The organism is Aquiflexum sp. TKW24L, from assembly GCF_023502205.1.
In the GTDB taxonomy this organism is placed as follows: Bacteria; Bacteroidota; Bacteroidia; order Cytophagales; family Cyclobacteriaceae; genus Cognataquiflexum.
In genome coordinates, this window is record NZ_JAMFLG010000019.1 from 20221 (window position 1) to 38805 (window position 18585).

An 18585-nucleotide genomic window follows, 5' to 3' on the forward strand; every position below is an offset into this window, starting at 1 on the left:
AACAAAAATATGGCCGGAGTAAACAAAGTCATTTTAGTAGGCAATTTAGGGGCAGATCCTGAAGTGAAGCATTTGGAGGGGGATAAAGTAGTGGCTCATGTTAGTCTCGCTACAAAAGAAACATATAAGGATAAATCAGGAAACCGTGTTGAAAATACGGAATGGCATGATTTGGAGCTTTGGGATGGACAAGCCCGAATCGCGGAGCAATACCTGAAAAAAGGCATGCAACTTTTTGTAGAGGGGAAAATAAAAACAGATACTTGGCAGGATGACCAAGGTCAAAACAGAAAAAGGACTAAAATCCGAGTATTAAGTTTTACCATGCTGGGAGGTAAACCTGAAGGTTCAGGGCAGTCATCTACGCCATCAAATTACAATACAAATCAACCAGCTAATAGACCTTCTACTGTAAGTGAACCACCAATGGAAGATGATGATTTGCCCTTCTAAATCAAAAAGTTGAAAATTTCCTGAGTATTTGATTAATTTTGTGTCGATCATATTCTGGAATTAATGGAAGACCCATACCCGAGTCTTATTTTACTGGCTGAAATTGTTGAGGTTTCAGCCAGTTACATATTGTTTAACTCGCTGATTTTTATTTTGCTTTTGATTGCCTCAGGCTTGATTTCCGGCTCGGAAGTAGCTTTTTTTTCCTTGAATTCTGATGATATTGCCTCCTTTGACGAAAAAGCAGATTCAAGAGCGACCAAGGTCATTTTGCTCGTCGAATCACCAAAAAATCTTCTCAGTACCATCCTGATTTTAAATAATCTTATCAACATAGGAATAGTTACGCTCACGACTTTTATAACCTGGAAGTTTTTTGGGCTCAATGCCACGGGAATATTGGTCATTTTGGTACAGACCATAGGGGTCACTTTTGCCATAGTTTTCTTTGGTGAAATTGTTCCAAAAGTCTACGCTACAAAAGCGAAACTTGAGTTTTCGCTCATGATGGCTCCCATAATATACTTTTTTTCTATAGTGATGCGACCCTTGTCCGCATTTTTGATGGCGATCAGTACAGTGGTTGAAAAAAGGATCGTCAAAAAGGGGTATTCCCTGTCAGTCGATGAACTCCATCAGGCATTGGAAATCACCACAGAAGATACTTCTGATGAGGAAAAGGACATTCTCAAAGGAATTGTAAACTTTGGTACACTCTCAGTCAAGCAGGTAATGCAATCAAGGATGGATATTACTGCCATTGAAATCGACATGGATTTCCATGAACTGTTGGATAAAATCAACAAGAGCGGATATTCACGAATTCCTGTTTTCAGAGAAACCATAGACAATGTAGAAGGGATTTTATATATAAAAGACCTGCTGCCACATATCGATCAGGATGAAAATTTTGAATGGCACGCAATGATCCGGAAAGGTTTTTTCGTCCCGGAAAATAAAAAGGTGGACACACTTCTCAAGGATTTTCAAAAGAAAAGGGTTCATATGGCCATCGTGGTTGATGAATATGGGGGAACATCAGGATTGGTGACCTTGGAAGACCTGATTGAAGAAATCATTGGGGAGATCAATGATGAATTTGACGACATTGAAGACTATTACTTCAAAGAATTAGATCCTACGACTTTTATATTTGAAGGTAAAATTTCTTTGAATGACTTCTGCAAAAAGCTGGAGCTGGATCAGCAAATGTTTGACGAGGTCAAGGGAGAAAGTGAATCATTAGGCGGAATGTTGCTTGAAATTAATTCAAGCTTTCCAAAAAATGGAACGAAAATAACTTTCAATAATTTTGAGTTTACTATTCTGGCTGTTGACACCAAAAAGATCAAAAAGGTAAAGGTCAGGATTCTAGGCACCGAGAAGGAAAATGGCGGACATAATCTAGATTAAGGACTATCATTCATAGAATATTATTCTTTACTATTTCCGAAAACATTATTTTTATTCTTTAAATTGAATCTCTGATAACTTTTCATGGATTCACTTTTACTTTTTACGATATAAAAAATTTAAATAAATTTTCCTTTTTTTGACTTAATCCAAAATTTGTAATTTTCTTCTTTAATTTCAAATATTTGGCTCAAATACAATGTAAAATTTGAGTTTATTCGGTTTTTATTCTTAAAGTAGGTTTAAAAAATCACCACATAATAATTTTTATAAAGTGTAAACATATCTCTATTTAGGTACAAACTATGTATTTATAAGGCTGTTTCATTGCTTGTATTTTAAAAAACACAATTTTTTTTGTAATATTCGCAACAAATTCTTGAAACCTATTAACCCCGATTATAATGAATAATGGACTTTATCATGAGGAATTCGAACATGATTCCTGCGGTATTGGTGCTGTCGTGAACATCAAAGGCCTCAAAAGCCATGAGACCATCAGCGATGCACTCAATATGCTCAGCAATATGGAACATAGAGGAGGAAGGGGCAGTGATCCAAAGACGGGTGATGGCGCAGGCATTTTAATTCAAATTCCTCATTCTTTTCTCAAAGAAGTAACAACAAGGGCAGGATTTCAATTGCCGGAAAAAGGAAGCTATGGGGTTGGAATGACTTTTTTTCCCAAAAATAAACAGCTCTATAAAAAATCGAAAGAACAGCTTAACCAAATCATAGAAGAACTGGGTTTTAACCTGATTGGATATCGAAATGTCCCGGTGGATGAAACTGTTCCCGGTTCAGGGGCTTTAGATGTGATGCCCAATATTGAGATGGTTTTTGTTACGCACAAAAACGGACTGTGTGGCCTCGAGCTCGAAAGAAAACTTTATGTTTTAAGAAATTATTCCTCAAAAACAATAAACCTTGCAATTCCCGGAGTCAATTCGGCTTTTTATTTTGCGAGCTTCTCAGCATTTACCTTGATATATAAAGGTCAGCTAAGAACCGATCAGGTGCTTCCGTTTTACAAAGATCTCCAAAATAAAAATATTACTTCAGGATTGGCCATCGTCCATTCTAGATTCTCTACCAATACTTTCCCAAATTGGAGATTGGCACAGCCATTCAGATACCTTTCCCATAATGGTGAGATCAACACCATCCGCGGAAATCTCAATAAAATGAAGTCCAAAGAGACTTTGATGCGCTCAATCCACTTTTCAGATGACGAGCTATCAAAGCTCATGCCCATCACCAACAAGAAAAACTCCGATAGTGCAAATCTCGATGCCATGGTGGAGTTGCTGACACTGAGCGGTAGGACACTTCCACATGTGATGATGATGATGGTGCCTGAGGCATGGCAGGACAATCAGATGATGGACAAAGACCGTAAGGCATTCTATAAATTTCATGCTTCCCTAATGGAGCCTTGGGATGGACCGGCCGCCTTGTTGTTCACAGATGGCAAATCGCTTGGTGCGACTTTGGATAGAAACGGACTGAGACCTTTACGTTATTTCATAACCAATGACGACAGGTTGATTTTATCCTCCGAAGCTGGGGCATTACCGATTAGGGAGGCTACCATCAAAGAAAAAGGAAGAATCAGTCCGGGAAGAATGCTTTGGGCAGATCTGGAAAAAGGAAAAATCTCCTTTGATGATGAGATCAAATCTTCTGTCTGCGACAACAAACCCTATGAGGCTTGGGTAAGGGAAGAGCGTCTCAAACTAAGATCAATGCCTGACCCGGTTATATTGGAGCATCCTTATACCACAGAAGAAATAAAAAAACGCCAAACCGTATTTGGTTACACCTCGGAGGAATTGAAAGTAATCCTTTCACCGATGGGCGAGGCCGGTTATGAGGCAGTCGGTTCGATGGGGGCAGATACGCCTTTAGCGGTACTTTCCAAACAGAGTCAGCATATTTCTAATTACTTCAAACAATTATTTGCCCAAGTCAGTAACCCACCGATCGATCCGATCAGGGAAAGATTAGTCATGTCATTGTTTACCAGAATCGGAGAAAGCCATAATATCTTGGCTGAAAGTCCCCGTCACACAAGACAAATCCACATTTCTCAGCCAGTATTGCTCAATGAGGATTTGGAAAAAATCAAGCATCTCGAAGATCAGGGATATAGAACAGTCACGCTTTACGGTCATTTTGAAACAGATCATCAGCCGGGAAGGTTACTTGAGGCCCTCAACCATCTCTGCAAAGAAGCTGAAGGAGCGATTTATGCCGGAAAGAATATCATTATTATTTCAGATAGAAAAAGCACCGAATCGAAGGCTCCAATTCCGACCCTTCTAGCTATTGGAGCGGTTCATCATCACTTGGTCAAAAAGAAACTAAGAACCCGTGCAGGTCTTGTAGTAGAAGCTGGAGATATCCGGGAAACCCACCATTTCGCAACAGTGATCGGTTATGGTGCTTCGGCCATCAACCCTTATTTGGCTTTGGAATCATTGATCCACTTGAATGAAAAAGGTGCTTTTGCTAAAGACATCCCACAAAATCAACTTTTCTACAACTTCCAAAAAGCGGTGGGAAGCGGGCTTCTGAAGGTACTCTCCAAAATGGGAATCAGTACGCTACAGTCCTATCAGGGCTCGCAGATTTTTGAAGCCATAGGTCTTGGACCTGAAGTCATTGACAGGTGTTTCAAAGGAACTGTAAGTAGGATTTCAGGGATTTCATTTGATGAATTGGCAGAAGAGGTGCTCATCCGACACCATGCTGCCTATCAAACTGAGAGTCCAATTTTGGAAACAGGAGGTGTGTATCAGTGGAAAAGAAGGGGTGAGAAACACATGTTCAATCCTGAAACCATCCACTTACTTCAGAAGTCGACCAAACTCAATGATTATGGGATGTACAAGAAATTCGCCCAGAAGATCAACGAGCAAACAAAAGATGCTTTGACGCTGAGGGGTTTATTTGAATTTAAGAAAAGAATCTCCATTCCCATTGATGAAGTTGAGCCGGTTGAATCAATTCTAAAAAGATTTGCAACTGGTGCAATGTCATTCGGATCTATTTCCCATGAAGCGCATTCCACATTGGCTATTGCCATGAACAGGATTGGTGCCAAAAGCAATAGCGGTGAAGGAGGAGAAGACGAAATCCGTTTTGAAAAGAAAGAAAATGGGGATTGGGAAAGATCTGCTATCAAACAGGTTGCCTCAGGAAGATTTGGGGTGACGAGCAACTACCTCACCAATGCTGCCGAGCTGCAGATCAAAATGGCTCAAGGTGCCAAGCCTGGAGAAGGCGGACAGCTTCCTGGCCACAAAGTAGATGAATGGATCGGAAGGGTAAGGCACTCAACTCCCGGAGTTGGGTTGATTTCCCCACCACCTCACCACGATATTTATTCTATTGAGGACTTAGCCCAGCTGATCTATGACTTGAAGAATGCAAACAGAAAAGCGAGGATCAATGTCAAGCTTGTTTCCCAAGCTGGTGTTGGAACTGTTGCAGCGGGTGTGGCAAAAGCCATGTCTGACGTGATTTTGATCTCAGGCGCAGATGGTGGCACAGGAGCTTCGCCATTGAGTTCGATCAGACATGCGGGATTGCCTTGGGAACTTGGATTATCAGAAGCACATCAGACGCTTGTCAAAAATAATTTGCGAAGCCGTGTTGTATTGCAGACCGATGGACAATTACGAACCGGAAGGGATATTGCCATCGCCACCTTACTCGGTGCAGAAGAATGGGGGATTTCTACCGGAGCATTAGTCGTGGAAGGCTGTATCATGATGCGAAAATGCCATCTAAATACTTGCCCTGTTGGTGTTGCCACACAAGATCCTGAATTGAGGAAGCTCTTTACAGGAGATCCCGACCACGTTGTCAATTACTTTATGTTTTTGGCGCAAGACTTAAGGGAAATAATGGCTTCACTTGGATTTCATACTATCTGCGAAATGGTCGGACAAGGTGATGTGCTGAAAGCAACAGGCCATATGAACCATTGGAAGTGGGACAAAATAGATTTGAGCCCAATATTTCACAAAGTAGAAGTCCCTGACCATGTCGGCATCCACAAGCAGATCGATCAGGAATTTGACTTGAAAAACGTATTGGACCGACAGCTGATCCAAGCGGCAATCCCTGCCTTGGAGCAGGCAAGCCCCGTAATCGGTACATTCAAAATCAACAATACAGACAGGACTGTCGGCGCGATGCTGTCCAATGAGATTTCCAAAATATATGGAAGTCCAGGATTACCCGAAGACACCATTCATTTCAATTTCTCAGGATCTGCAGGACAGACCTTTGGAGGTTTCCTTGCAAGAGGAGTCACTTTTGAACTTGAAGGTGAATCCAACGATTACTTTGGAAAAGGGCTTTCGGGCGGCAAATTGATCATTTATCCTAGCCGAAATGCCAGTTTTGTAGCACATGAAAACATCATTATAGGCAACGTGGCATTTTACGGCGCCACCTCAGGTGAGGCCTATATCAATGGAAAAGGTGGAGAAAGATTCTGTGTGAGAAACTCCGGGGTCCAAGCCGTGATCGAAGGGATCGGAGACCATGGATGTGAATATATGACCGGCGGTCTTGTAATTAACCTTGGGGAAATCGGAAGGAACTTTGGCGCAGGTATGAGTGGCGGTATTGCTTATGTCCTCAAAGATTATATCCATCTGATCAATCAGGAAATGGTCGATCTCGATTCCCTAAACGAGGACGATTTTGTAACCATCAAAGAACAGTTGCATAAACACATTTCATTTACAAACAGCCAATTGGCCACGGAATACCTAAGTAATTGGGATGAATACAGGGAACGTTTTATCAAAGTGATCCCGCGAGATTACAAAGAAGTATTGAGAAAAAAAGCAGTGGAAAAATCAACAACATTGGTGTAAGATGGGAGCTAAAGAGGGATTTATATTATTCAAAAGAGAACTTCCGGAAACCAGAAATCCGGAGGAAAGAATACACGATTATAAAGAAATCTATAAGCCCTTTGATGGTGCAAAACTCAACCACCAAGCTGCTAGGTGCATGGATTGCGGAGTTCCGTTCTGTCATCAGGGATGCCCTTTGGGAAATATTATTCCGGATTTTAATGATGCTGTATATAGAAACGAATGGGAAGAGGCTTTTCAGATATTAAGAAGTACAAACAATTTTCCGGAATTCACAGGAAGAATCTGCCCGGCTCCCTGTGAGGGTTCTTGTGTTCTTGGGATCAATAAAGATCCTGTGGCAATCGAACTGATCGAGAAAAACATCGCAGAAAAAGCCTATGAACTTGGCTTTGTTAAGCCAAAAATGCCAACAAGAAGGACTGGTTTCAAAGTCGCAGTGATCGGTTCGGGACCTGCGGGATTGGCAGCAGCGGACCAGCTAAATCAGGTGGGACATGAAGTCACTCTTTTTGAAAAAGATAAAAAAGTGGGGGGATTGTTACGGTATGGCATACCTGATTTCAAACTCGAGAAATGGGTAATCGACCGACGGGTTGAAATCATGCAAAAGGAAGGGGTCATTTTCAGTACAAATACCGAAGTTGGTTTCAATATTAAAGCCGAAAATATACTGCGGAATTTTGATGCAGTGGTACTTTCCACTGGGGCTCAGCAGCCGCGTGAACTTAAAATCAAAGGATCAAACCTAAAAGGAGTCCATTTTGCAATGGAATTTCTCGGCATACAGAATCAGGTAGTCGCCGGTGAGGTGGCTTCAAATCCAATTTCTGCAGAAGGAAAACATGTTTTGGTCATTGGTGGTGGAGATACCGGAAGTGACTGTATCGGTACCTCCAACAGACACGGTGCCGCGAGCATTACGCAATTGGAATTGCTACCCAAACCTCCAAAACAAAGAACTGTACTGAATCCTTGGCCGGAATGGCCGATGACCTTGAAGAACTCAAGTTCTCACGAAGAAGGCGCGGATAGAGTATTCTCGGTGTTAACAAAGGAATTTGTCGGAAATGACAAAGGGGAAGTCACCGGGTTGGTGTTAGTAAATCTGGAGTGGAAAGAACATAACGGTAGAATGCAGTTTGTGGAGATTCCGGGGTCGACAAGGACAGTCCCTTGTGACCTTGCCTTTATCGCCATTGGGTATGCGGGGCCTGCACAAAATGGACTGCTTGAAGCATTCGGAGTACAGACTATGGACAATACACTACCAATATCAAAAGAATATCAAAGCACAAATAAAAAAGTATTCCTAGCCGGGGACATGAGAAGAGGTCAATCTCTTGTTGTTTGGGCAATATCGGAAGGGCGGGAAGCCGCCGTCAGAGTCGACAGGTATCTGCAAGGCAATTCTGTATTACCTAGAAAAGATGAAGGATATTACGAAGTTGAAAAACATATCCACAATTGAATCTAATGAAGCAATAAGCCTAATATAAGAGTAAGTGTGATAATAAGTTTAGTTTGTGATTGTTATGATTTTTAGCAATCTAATAAGAAAGAGCAGGTCGGTGGCCTGCTCTTTTTGTTTTGTTTCATAGATAATTTTTTGAGTAAAAACCGATAAAACAATCTTATAAACCTTTCTTTTTGAATATTTCAAAAACATAAAACTTCAATCAGGACATCCTAATACTCGGTTACGTCCTTAAAAAAACCATAACTTGTAGAAACCATGAAAATATATTCTTCACTTGCCCTAGCTACCCTCCTTTGCATCACGCTATCTTGTAATATTGATGACAAAGATTTTAGTCAGGAAAATCTTCATGGAACTTGGGAATTGAGTAGGTATCAGGCAGAGTCCGAATTGTTTTATGTCGATACTTACGAATTTAAGGAAGATGGAACCTTTGAAAACAGAAGTACTGCCAGACAGCAAGATAACAACATGGACCTTGGGTATAATTCAATCACAAACGGAACATACCGATTAATAGGAAATGTTTTGACTCTTAAAGGGGACCAATTTTTGACGCTTCCTGAAGGGAGTACGGAATGGTATACTGCATTGGATAACCTTATCGGATCGGACTGGAACATAGAAAGAGAATACACCATAGACCTAAAAGAAAGGAAGTCACAATTGGTGCTTGATTATAAATGCGCACCCAATGAACTTTGCGCCGGTCCAATCACTTATTTCCGCAAGTAGACATTGAATAAACCAAAAAAAGCAGACCAATGGCCTGCTTTTTTGTTACAAATAAACCCAATCAATCTAATTTTTTTTAATTGGTAGCAGAGCCTCCTCTTCCTCCCGAAGAACCTTTACCTCCTCGGTGACCTCTTCCGCTTCCACTACGTTCTCTAATTTCCTTTCGGTTTTCTTTTTTGACTTCCTCCCATTTGGTTTTTTGATCAGGAGTTAAAACAGCCACTATCTGCTCATTTTGAACTTGGTTTTGGGCCTGCATCGCTGCTCTTTTGGCTTTGTGCTCTTCTTGCATTGCTTCCCTTTGTGCCTGTCTTTTCTGGGCATTTTCGAGATTGATGTCATAGATCTTTTGTTTTTGATCTTCAGAAAGGCTCAATTCATCCGTCATCTTAGTGGTCATTTTCTCAGCCCTTTGTTCTGGAGTCATTGACTCTTTTTGTTGACCGGATTTTGAACCCCCATGTCCTCTTTGTGCAAATGCACCTGCAAATGTCATGGTGAATATTGCGGCAATCATTAATAGCTTTTTCATATTTCCTTTTTATTTAAGTAAGTTTATTCAAAGATTTTTTAAGAAATTTTGGTTTCCCGGACAAACCATTTGTGTTTCTATGCTTTGAATTTGAATATTAGACTGGATGCAGGTATGATGGTTTAATCAGATTTTATGAAAAAACTGTTAACAAATCTTAAATTTGGATATGGAAAGTTTCTATTATTTCGGATATGCGAGCAACTTGGATGTAAGTACCTTGCAAGGAAGGCTCCAAACAAAACCAATCCTTATCGGGGTGGGCGTACTCCCTCATTTTGGCTTTCGATTCAATTTTCCCAATCCTGATGGATCCGCTCGGGCTAACATTGTGTCTAGGGAAAATGAATCGGTGTACGGGCTTGTCTTCGAGATTAAAAAAGAAGACCTGAGTTATTTCCTGACTTCAGAGCCGGGATATGATTTTGTGGAAAAAGAAATATTCACAAAAAAAGGTCGACTCAACGCTTTGGTTTTTATCTCTACTAAAACGCGGGAAGGCATATTCCCAAAGGAAGCGTATTGGAAAGTCATCTTGAAAGGAGGCAAAGAATCCGGAATTCCGGATTCCTATCTCGCTCATATCATTAATAGGGTAGGGAAAATATGATTTCCCGAAAATGTCAATTTCCCAAAAATACCTTACCAATTTCGTTTGATCACCTATTACATTCGGTTGCCTCACTTGCGTAATATCGCTCATCGCCGACATAGAGTCCCTCATCCCGCAGAGTCAGTGGAACAGTCAGAGGACTCAACCCCTTTTTGGTGAATGTCAAATTTAAAATAGCTTCAGGTCCTTCTCCCATTACTGTCCAATTACCTGACATCCTGTTTTTGTATTCAGGATTGGTTTTCCGCATGATTCCCTTTTTTTTGACATTGGCAGAAAAAGTACCATTCTCACAAAGGTTGATTTGTGTTTGCCTGGCGCCTCCCAATACTTCATCATAGGTGATCATCAGTTTATTTGCAAGGAATTTTTGCCAATCAAAATTCTCATAAGGAGACGGAAATGAGGGCACCTCAAATGTTCCTTTTTCTAAGAATTCCAAAGCAGCACCTGCAATAGACTCATAAGAACCTTCTGTAGCTACGGCCAAAACAGTAATGCAGGTTCCTTGATTGCCACATTTGGTAGCGGCAAAAGCCCTTGATTTGTTGCCGACAAAATTCCCATCAGCCACAACTTCGGACTGTAAGATTTGGCCTGAAATTTTTGGGTCAATTGCTTTTAACCTCAATGTCTCTGTCACATCCACCCCCTGTTTCCAAAGTTCAGAAAGTTGATTCAAATCCGTAGCAGCTCTGCCGAAGACAAAGATTTCACCAAATCCGTTGCTTCCGGTTGTCAATAAAAAAACCTCACTTTCGCGGGGTAAGGTTCCGATCCAGCCGGCAGGAACGTAGGAAGTAAAGCCATAACTTGGCGCAAAAAGTGTGTCTTGTGCATTATACATTCTTCCTGGCTGAATTCTTTTTTTGTTTGCTTGTCCCAACGCAGGATTGAATACAACTACCGCAATAAGGATTATGGTAAGTAAAATAGCATTTCTCATAAAGTTTGGCATATTGAATACTGAATATAATTATTTATATGTACGCTATGATATCAGTGAATTGGAAATCCAAAATAATTCAAGGCAAGACTCAGAAATGTTCGTTACATCGGTCTTCCGACTTCGGTCTTCCTACCCAATTGTTGTAGAAAGTTGAGTTATTCGCAGAGAAGCGTACATAAACAGTAATTATTTATCAATCCTCATAATCTTTCTCCTCGAGCATCCATTGTCTTTTGAAATCTTTTACGTACCTCGGACGGATCAAAAGCCGCAGACTTGGGTCAAAGGATAGGTATTTCCAAGACCAGGTGAGGAAAACCATGAGTTTGTTTTTTACTCCCAAAATGGCCATCAAATGGACGAAAAGCCATACGAGCCAGGCAAAGGAGCCATGAAAACTTACAAATGGAAGGTCCACTACAGCCATTTTCTTACCTATGGTCGCCATAGATCCAAGGTCTTTGTACCTAAAAGGTTGCCAAGGCTTTTGCTTCAATTCATTCTTGAGATTTTTGGAAAGGTTAGCCGCTTGTTGGATCGCTACCTGCGCTACCTGAGGGTGCCCGTTTGGATATTTTGCATCCCTTTGGACACATTGGTCACCGACAACAAAAATGGACTCCTCGCGGACTAGTTTATTGAATTCATCAACCAATAACCTCCCGTTAGGTGCTTTTTGGTCATCTTCCACACCGATGAGTGAGTTGGCCTTGATCCCGGCAGCCCAAAGCAAGGTCAGAGTCTTGATAGATTCCTGTCCTTTCAATTTGACAATAAATCCATCGTAATCTTCCACCATGGTATTGAGAAGAACTTCGACTCCCAATCCCCGGACGTACTCAAGGGCTTTTTCACGGGATTTTGGTAACAGCCCGTTCAACAGCGAACCGCTTGCCTCGATCAATATTACCCTCATATTTTGGAAACTGAGCTGTGGATAATCTTTGGGAAGTACTTTGTTTCTCAACTCCGCAATAGATCCTGCCAGCTCCACACCGGTGGCACCCCCTCCCACAATCACCACATTCATGATGGGTTTGCGCTCCTCAAAATCTGCGATATTGACAGCTCGCTCGTAATTAGAAATGATTTTATTCCGGATATACAATGCTTCGGAAGTGGACTTCATCGGCGCACAGAATTTTTGGATGTTTTGGTTTCCGAAATAATTGGTGGTGGCACCTTGGGACAAGATTAATATGTCATATTGAATTGTCCCAAGATTGGTATGAATGATTTTATTATGCTTGTCAATTTCTCTGACTACGGCCATCCTAAAAATCACATTGTCGATTTTGTGGAAAATCCTTCTTAAAGGAAACGAAACAGCACTAGGTGAAAGTGCAGCTGTCGCCACCTGATAGAGCAAAGGTTGGAATTGGTGGTAATTGTTTTTATCCATCAAAACCACTTGATAATCGGTATGGGCAAGCTTTTGCGCAATTTTCAAACCGGCAAAACCGGCTCCTACAATTAAGATTCTTTTATGTTTTGGAAGAGGAATATTGGGAATCGGAAGGGCTTCTGAAACGTTCATGATAAAAGTTCTATTTAATGCTGGTAAATCTATTAAATTTTGAATTATGATTACCGCTCGAAGAAGATTTGTTAGCAATGGATTTCTTTGTTTTTAGGCCATTTCAAAAGATTTATTAATTTTACCCACCTTTTAAAATAGATGAGTAATGGGAAGAGCATTTGAATTCCGAAAAGAAAGAAAATTTAAACGTTGGAGTCAGATGTCCAAGGTCTTTACACGCCTTGGAAAAGAAATCGTCATGGCTGTCAAAGCAGGTGGTCCTGACCCCAGCAACAACACCAAGCTCCGCACTATAATCCAAAATGCGAAAGGCGCTTCTATGCCTAAGCACACGATCGAAGCTGCTATCAAAAGGGCTTCAAACAAGGACGAGAAAAATTATGAGGAGATTTTATATGAAGGCTATGGTCCGTATGGGGTGGCTGTCATCATCGAAACCTCCACAGACAATATCAACCGCACCGTAGCCAATATCCGAAGCTATTTCACCAAATCCGGTGGGGCTTTAGGCACTTCTGGATCAGTTAGCTTTATGTTTACCAAAAAGGCTGTTTTCCGTTTTGCCCAAAAAGATATGGACATAGAAGAGTTGGAATTAGAACTGATCGACCATGGGCTTGAAGAAATAGACGAAAATGAAGGGGAAATTTTTGCTTACACCGAATTTGAAGATTTTGGAAAGATGCAAAAAGCCCTTGAAGACAGACATATTGAAGTGATCAATGCTGATTTTCAATGGTTCCCATCCACTACTGTGGACCTTACCGAAGAACATGAAGAAGAAATCAACAAAATGATTGAAAGACTTGAAGAAGACGATGACGTCAATCAGGTATTTACCAATGTTTCCTAACAATATCCCAAACCTCCCTCTCACATTATTATAATCCTTACTGCTGATCATCCATGACCGGAACAACGAGTTTTCCAAAAAGAAAGAATATCCAAGACCAACAAAGACAAAATTTAGTAATAGTCGGCAGTAGAAACCCTGTAAAAATCAGTTGCACAGATGGAGGATTCCATCAGGTCTTTGAAGGAACCTACCTTGTGGAAGGGCTGAATGTCAGCTCGGATGTAGATGCACAGCCGATCGGAGACGAACAAACTTATAAGGGAGCTTTTAACCGTGCCAAAAATTCAAAAATAGTATTTCCTGAAGCTGACTTCTGGGTTGGTATAGAAGGAGGTGTTGAAAAATTTCAAGGAGAACTAGCAGCGTTTGCTTGGGTAGTGATTATGAATAAAAATGGTAAAATCGGTAAAGCGAAGACTTCTTTGTTTTTCCTGCCAAAAGCTATTGCCGACCTTGTTGATGGAGGCATGGAATTAGGTACAGCTGACGATGAGTTTTTCAAACAGGAAAATTCCAAAGAAAAAGACGGTGCTGTCGGTATTTTGACCAAAGGAGCACTTAATAGGAAAAATTATTACCAACAGGCAGTTATCCTGGCTTTGATACCATTTCTAAAAGAAGACCTGTATTAGAATTATCTACATGCCTGATAGATTTTTTCAATTTGTTTTTAAAAACCATAGGATTTAAATTTGGTTAAGTGTTTCATAATTAAGCCAATACAATTGGAGGCTTGAATAGAAGTTGTTATATATTGATATTAAGAAAAAAGAATAAGACGAAGACCTGAAACCTTTTGGAAAAATAACGTCAGGCACAATTGATAATAGCAGGAAGTGTTTGGTCACCGAAACAGTCAACTATAATTTTTAAGAGCCCTTTTGGGGGCTCATTTTATTTTTAGGTTAGTCAGGAAATTTTCCAGTGATGTTTTCCAGTCAGGATCTGCGTCCCAAACCGGACCGATATACAACTCATTACGCACCAAAAACCGGATATAATATTTCACCACAATTCTATCCCCATCATTTAGACCATCAGTGGCCAATCCCATATTCTTCATCAGGTCAGCTTCTCTTGCTTCCACCCGCATAAGCACAAACTGAACTCGTTCCTTTATGAGATCCGCATCAGACTTTGGGCTTGTGAGAAACTCTACCTGATGTGGATACAGCTGTGTAAAAATAGCTTCCAAACCATTTTTCTCGGCATTTTGCTCCGCTAGAATTCTTTCCTCAGATTTTCCCAAGAGATCATAACGGAATGTATTTAAATACCCACTTTCTCCTGCAGAACCCGAAAGTGGGATACCCAATTTGAATACATCCAAGTTGAGCGGGTTTCTGTTAAAGTATCTTTGAGCAGCAGATGCGGTGGCATTGGCTCCCGATGGAAATTCCGGCACTTCCAATACCATCAGGTTTTTGGATTTGGTATTTTGTCCCATAGCAATCAGTGATACTTGGAGTGATTCAATCCCATTTACCTCCATACTCCACATGCCATTGGTAGGGATCATATTCTTATTATTTGTAAAGGATCCAATATTCAAAACCAAACTTCCGTTGGCTTTTCGGGTAAGGATTACAACTGAGGAAATCATTCTTTTGGCAAACATCGTTGCAAAACCAGCCTGTACCTCTTCCGAAATAGCCACATTCTCAAGTTCGTAATATGCTACGGGATCACCACCAGCAGAAACCAAAGCGGTATGGATTTCCAGTGCTAAGCCCTCCCAAGTCATAGAGGGTCTAGATTGGGGAGAATTTGAAATAAGAACCACGGATTTTCCATCCAAAAAAGTCTCCGGAAGGGCATTTTGTGCCGTACCTGGTATTTGAAAAGCCAAAACCATCAGCAGGGCAAAAAGATATTTCATAAGCGTTAAGATTCGAGCGATTATATCTTACTATTTTTACGAATATACATAACGGACCAATTTAAAAAGACATATGATTAATTTATTGAAATTTTTCATGCTATTTTTTCTTATCGCCCCTTTGGGATTGAGAGCACAAAAAATCGACCAAAACAAATTGCTCAACGACATTGAATACCTTTCATCTGATGAACTTGGGGGAAGAAAACCCCTTTCGGAAGGAAGTATTAAAGCAAGAAAATTCATTCAGGAGAGATATTGGGAATTGAAACTCAGAACTCAATACCCGGATTTTACCCAATACTTTGATTTCCATAACCAAAGAGAGGGCAGACTTTATGAGAAAGCAGCAAACATTGTTGGTTTTATCGGTGGGAAGGAAACCGAAAAATTGATTGTAGTCATGGCTCATTATGACCATATCGGCACGAATGGAGAAATGATTTTCAACGGCGCTGATGACAATGCCTCGGGAACAGGTGGTGTCTTGGCATTGGCTGAATACTTTTCCAATAACCGCCCAAACCATTCCATGCTTTTTGTGGCCTTGGACGCAGAGGAAATGGGCCATCAGGGAGCAAAAAAATTGGTGGATGATTTCCCTTTCCCCATTGGACAGACAGTCCTTAATATCAATATGGACATGATCAGCCGAAATGTTGACGGCGAAATCTATGCTGTAGGAACGTACCATTATCCTCAATTGAAACCCACTGCTGAAAGGGTTGCTGCGGGTCGTTTTCCCAAATTAGTATTTGGTCATGATGTTCCGGACCAACCCGGTGATTGGACCTACGCCTCTGACCATTCACAATTTCATAAAAATGGAATCCCATTCCTTTACTTTGGAGTCGAAGATCACGAAGATTACCATAAAGAAACAGATACATTTGAGCGGATTCAGCCCCTGTTTTATGTTGGTGCGGTGGAATTGATTCTGGATATTATCCTCGCTTTTGATCAGGAATTGGTCAAAGACTAGGTGCGTACATAATTCTGATTTAGGTATATTTAAAATAATCAAAAGGTAGCTTTGGCCAAAACCGATTTAATCACACGTTTTTTGATTTGGAGGCTTCGCCATCTGAGTACAAAAAACTTTGTCCTGATAGTAAGCGGTCTTATTGGCATTTTTTCAGGCTTCGCTGCTGTGATTTTAAAGGGTTCAGTTCATGCCATTCAGGAATTCCTGACGAATAGCTTTTATGAAGAATACGCCAATTTTTTCTACATCGTCTATCCGATAATAGGTATTTCACTTGCTTACTTCATTGGACATTATGTGCTCAAAGACAAAGGAGGGCATGGCATTGCGGATATCCTGCTAAGCATATCCAAGAAAAGCAGTTTGATTCCAAAAATAAAAATGTACAGCCGGGTGATCACTTCGGCATTGACAGTAGGATTTGGGGGTTCTGTAGGATTGGAAGCTCCAATTGTGATGACAGGGTCGGCGATTGGTTCCAATGTTGGTGTTTTGATGCACCTCAATGCCAAAAAAAGAACATTGCTGATCGGGTGTGGTGCTGCTGGTGCCATCTCGGCCATCTTTGGTGCACCTATCGGGGCAGTGATTTTCGCCATAGAAGTAATCTTGATGGAAGTCAGCATCGGTAGCTTCATCCCATTACTGATTGCCTCAGTCACCGGAGCGCTGACCTCCATTCTCTTGCAAGGCAGCGAAAGTATGTTTGATTTTTCAATTTCAGAAGAATTTGTGGCCTCACATGTTCCCTACTATTTCGGATTGGCGGTCTTTACCGGAATAGTTTCTCTTTATTTCAATCGAACCATTCTGGGTACCGAAGGATTTTTGGATAAATTTGACGAGCCATTCCTAAAACTTCTCTATGGCGGTGCCTTTTTGGGGATAATACTGTTTATTTTCCCTCCGATATATGGTGAGGGATATGATACGCTCAATCATTTGGTCTCGGGTGAACCAAATAACATCCTTTCCAAAAGTCCATTCTTTTCAGAAATAGATAATCCCTATTTTATCATTCTTTTTCTATCCATGATCTTATTGATCAAGCCAATTGCGTCTGCCATTACCATTGGTATTGGAGGGAGTGGAGGCATATTTGCCCCTTCGCTTTTTGTAGGAGGAATAGCTGGATTTTTGTTTGCCTATACTGTCAATCTATTTAACCTGCCAATAACTCTTCCCTTGGCATCATTTACATTGGTAGGGATGTGTGCCGTCATGAGTGGGGTGCAGCATGCCCCACTTTCAGCCATATTTTTGATCGCAGAACTGACCGGAGGATACGAGCTTCTGATTCCCCTGATGCTGGTTTCATCGATTTCTTTTGTCACCACCACCTATTTTGACAAAGATTCTCTCTACAAAAAACAGCTCATCGCCAAGGGAACATTTCTTCCCTCCACCAAAGATGAGGAAGTACTTGACCTCATGGATATCAGAAAAATAATGGAAACCGACCTACTTCCCGTTGCTCCAGAGTCGAGCCTTGGTGACCTCTGTGATCTGGTCAAGCTTTCGAGAAGGAATATTTTCCCTGTAGTGGATGATGAGGGAATTCTGAATGGGATTGTTACTTTGGACGACATCAGAGAGCTCATGTTTGACCCCGAAAGCCAGAAAACACTGAAAGTCAAGCAACTGATGCATTCTCCTCCTGAAGTGATAAACAGTAACGAAAATATGCAAATTGTTATGAAAAAGTTCGAAAAATCAGGTGCTTGGAACCTACCTGTAATCGAATCAGGAAAATACCTTGGATTTATCTCTAAAGCCAGGATTTTTCATGCCTACAGGAAGAAATTGATTAGACAAAACCAAGAATAGATTGACCCTTTTTATCATAATATTGTATTGATTTACCCACTTCAAAAAACAACTCATTTTTGTAATTTTCTCATTTACAGAGAATTATCCACAAAATCATATAAAAGTGAATAGGTTTAAAATACTGAATATCAATAGGTTATACGTCTTTTTTTAGGCTGTGTGGAAAAGTATTGAAAATTGTGGATAAAAAAGACTTGCTTTATTCGATATGTCCTTAAGCGCTGATTTCGAAGATTTTGATAAACGGGCAAACCAAAAATCTGTCTGCTCGTTAATTTTTTGATGTAGGTATACTTTTAAATGCCTTCTTTAGATCAGCAAAATTACAAACGCAAAAAAGACATATGAAATACTATTTTCTTATTAGGAAATTTTATAACAAATTTAGTAAATTTTAATCTTAATAAAGTTCAATTTTA

Annotated in this window: 14 protein-coding genes; 10 read left to right on the forward strand and 4 right to left on the reverse strand. The window is 40.6% G+C overall.

From position 1 onward, the window contains the following. Positions 1 to 9: 9 nt before the first annotated feature. The 5 genes from M3O96_RS13250 (at position 10) to M3O96_RS13270 (ending at position 8979) form a co-directional block, all read left to right on the forward strand. Complete coding sequence (locus M3O96_RS13250; protein WP_249721139.1) at positions 10 to 453, forward strand: single-stranded DNA-binding protein; 444 nt, start codon at positions 10 to 12, stop codon at positions 451 to 453. Positions 454 to 516: 63 nt separating this feature from the next. Next, complete coding sequence (gene gldE, locus M3O96_RS13255; protein WP_249721142.1) at positions 517 to 1866, forward strand: gliding motility-associated protein GldE; 1350 nt, start codon at positions 517 to 519, stop codon at positions 1864 to 1866. A gap of 404 nt (positions 1867 to 2270) precedes the next feature. After that, positions 2271 to 6761: a glutamate synthase large subunit gene (gltB, locus tag M3O96_RS13260; RefSeq protein WP_249721143.1), complete on the forward strand. Its 4491-nt coding sequence runs from the start codon at positions 2271 to 2273 to the stop codon at positions 6759 to 6761. A 1-nt stretch (position 6762) separates the two neighbouring features. Next, positions 6763 to 8235, forward strand: coding sequence for a glutamate synthase subunit beta (locus M3O96_RS13265; protein WP_249721144.1), 1473 nt, complete (start codon positions 6763 to 6765; stop codon positions 8233 to 8235). 264 nt (positions 8236 to 8499) lie between these two features. Further along, positions 8500 to 8979 (forward strand): lipocalin-like domain-containing protein, encoded by a 480-nt coding sequence (locus M3O96_RS13270; RefSeq protein ID WP_249721145.1) that lies wholly within the window; start codon positions 8500 to 8502, stop codon positions 8977 to 8979. Positions 8980 to 9055: 76 nt separating this feature from the next. On the opposite strand, the gene M3O96_RS13275 is transcribed toward M3O96_RS13270, so the two are convergent. Next, complete coding sequence (locus tag M3O96_RS13275) at positions 9056 to 9514, reverse strand: DUF4890 domain-containing protein (RefSeq protein WP_249721146.1); 459 nt, start codon at positions 9512 to 9514, stop codon at positions 9056 to 9058. Positions 9515 to 9683: 169 nt separating this feature from the next. Between M3O96_RS13275 and M3O96_RS13280 the strand changes: the two genes are divergently transcribed. Next, on the forward strand, positions 9684 to 10124 hold the full coding sequence (locus tag M3O96_RS13280) for a gamma-glutamylcyclotransferase family protein (protein ID WP_249721147.1): 441 nt from the start codon (positions 9684 to 9686) through the stop codon (positions 10122 to 10124). A 49-nt stretch (positions 10125 to 10173) separates the two neighbouring features. Here the strand turns inward: M3O96_RS13280 and M3O96_RS13285 are convergent, their stop codons facing one another. Next, positions 10174 to 11073 carry a hypothetical protein gene (locus M3O96_RS13285; RefSeq protein WP_249721149.1) on the reverse strand — a complete coding sequence of 300 codons (900 nt, stop codon included), beginning with the start codon at positions 11071 to 11073 and terminating at the stop codon, positions 10174 to 10176. A gap of 196 nt (positions 11074 to 11269) precedes the next feature. Continuing rightward, on the reverse strand, positions 11270 to 12613 hold the full coding sequence (locus M3O96_RS13290; protein WP_249721152.1) for an NAD(P)/FAD-dependent oxidoreductase: 1344 nt from the start codon (positions 12611 to 12613) through the stop codon (positions 11270 to 11272). A 148-nt stretch (positions 12614 to 12761) separates the two neighbouring features. Here M3O96_RS13290 and M3O96_RS13295 point away from each other — a divergent pair, with 148 nt between their 5' ends. Both M3O96_RS13295 and yjjX read left to right on the forward strand, forming a co-directional pair. Further along, positions 12762 to 13469 carry a YebC/PmpR family DNA-binding transcriptional regulator gene (locus M3O96_RS13295; protein ID WP_249721154.1) on the forward strand — a complete coding sequence of 236 codons (708 nt, stop codon included), beginning with the start codon at positions 12762 to 12764 and terminating at the stop codon, positions 13467 to 13469. A 53-nt stretch (positions 13470 to 13522) separates the two neighbouring features. Then, a complete protein-coding gene (gene yjjX, locus M3O96_RS13300) occupies positions 13523 to 14104 on the forward strand; it encodes an inosine/xanthosine triphosphatase (RefSeq protein ID WP_249721156.1) in 582 nt (193 codons plus the stop codon). A gap of 257 nt (positions 14105 to 14361) precedes the next feature. Here yjjX and M3O96_RS13305 read toward each other — a convergent pair whose 3' ends face one another. After that, entirely contained in the window at positions 14362 to 15351 is a 990-nt protein-coding gene (locus tag M3O96_RS13305; protein ID WP_249721158.1) for an NTPase, read from the reverse strand. A 97-nt stretch (positions 15352 to 15448) separates the two neighbouring features. Between M3O96_RS13305 and M3O96_RS13310 the strand changes: the two genes are divergently transcribed. Then, positions 15449 to 16333 carry a M28 family peptidase gene (locus M3O96_RS13310; RefSeq protein ID WP_249721161.1) on the forward strand — a complete coding sequence of 295 codons (885 nt, stop codon included), beginning with the start codon at positions 15449 to 15451 and terminating at the stop codon, positions 16331 to 16333. 81 nt (positions 16334 to 16414) lie between these two features. Beyond that, a complete protein-coding gene (locus tag M3O96_RS13315; protein ID WP_249721162.1) occupies positions 16415 to 18163 on the forward strand; it encodes a chloride channel protein in 1749 nt (582 codons plus the stop codon). Positions 18164 to 18585 lie beyond the last annotated feature (422 nt).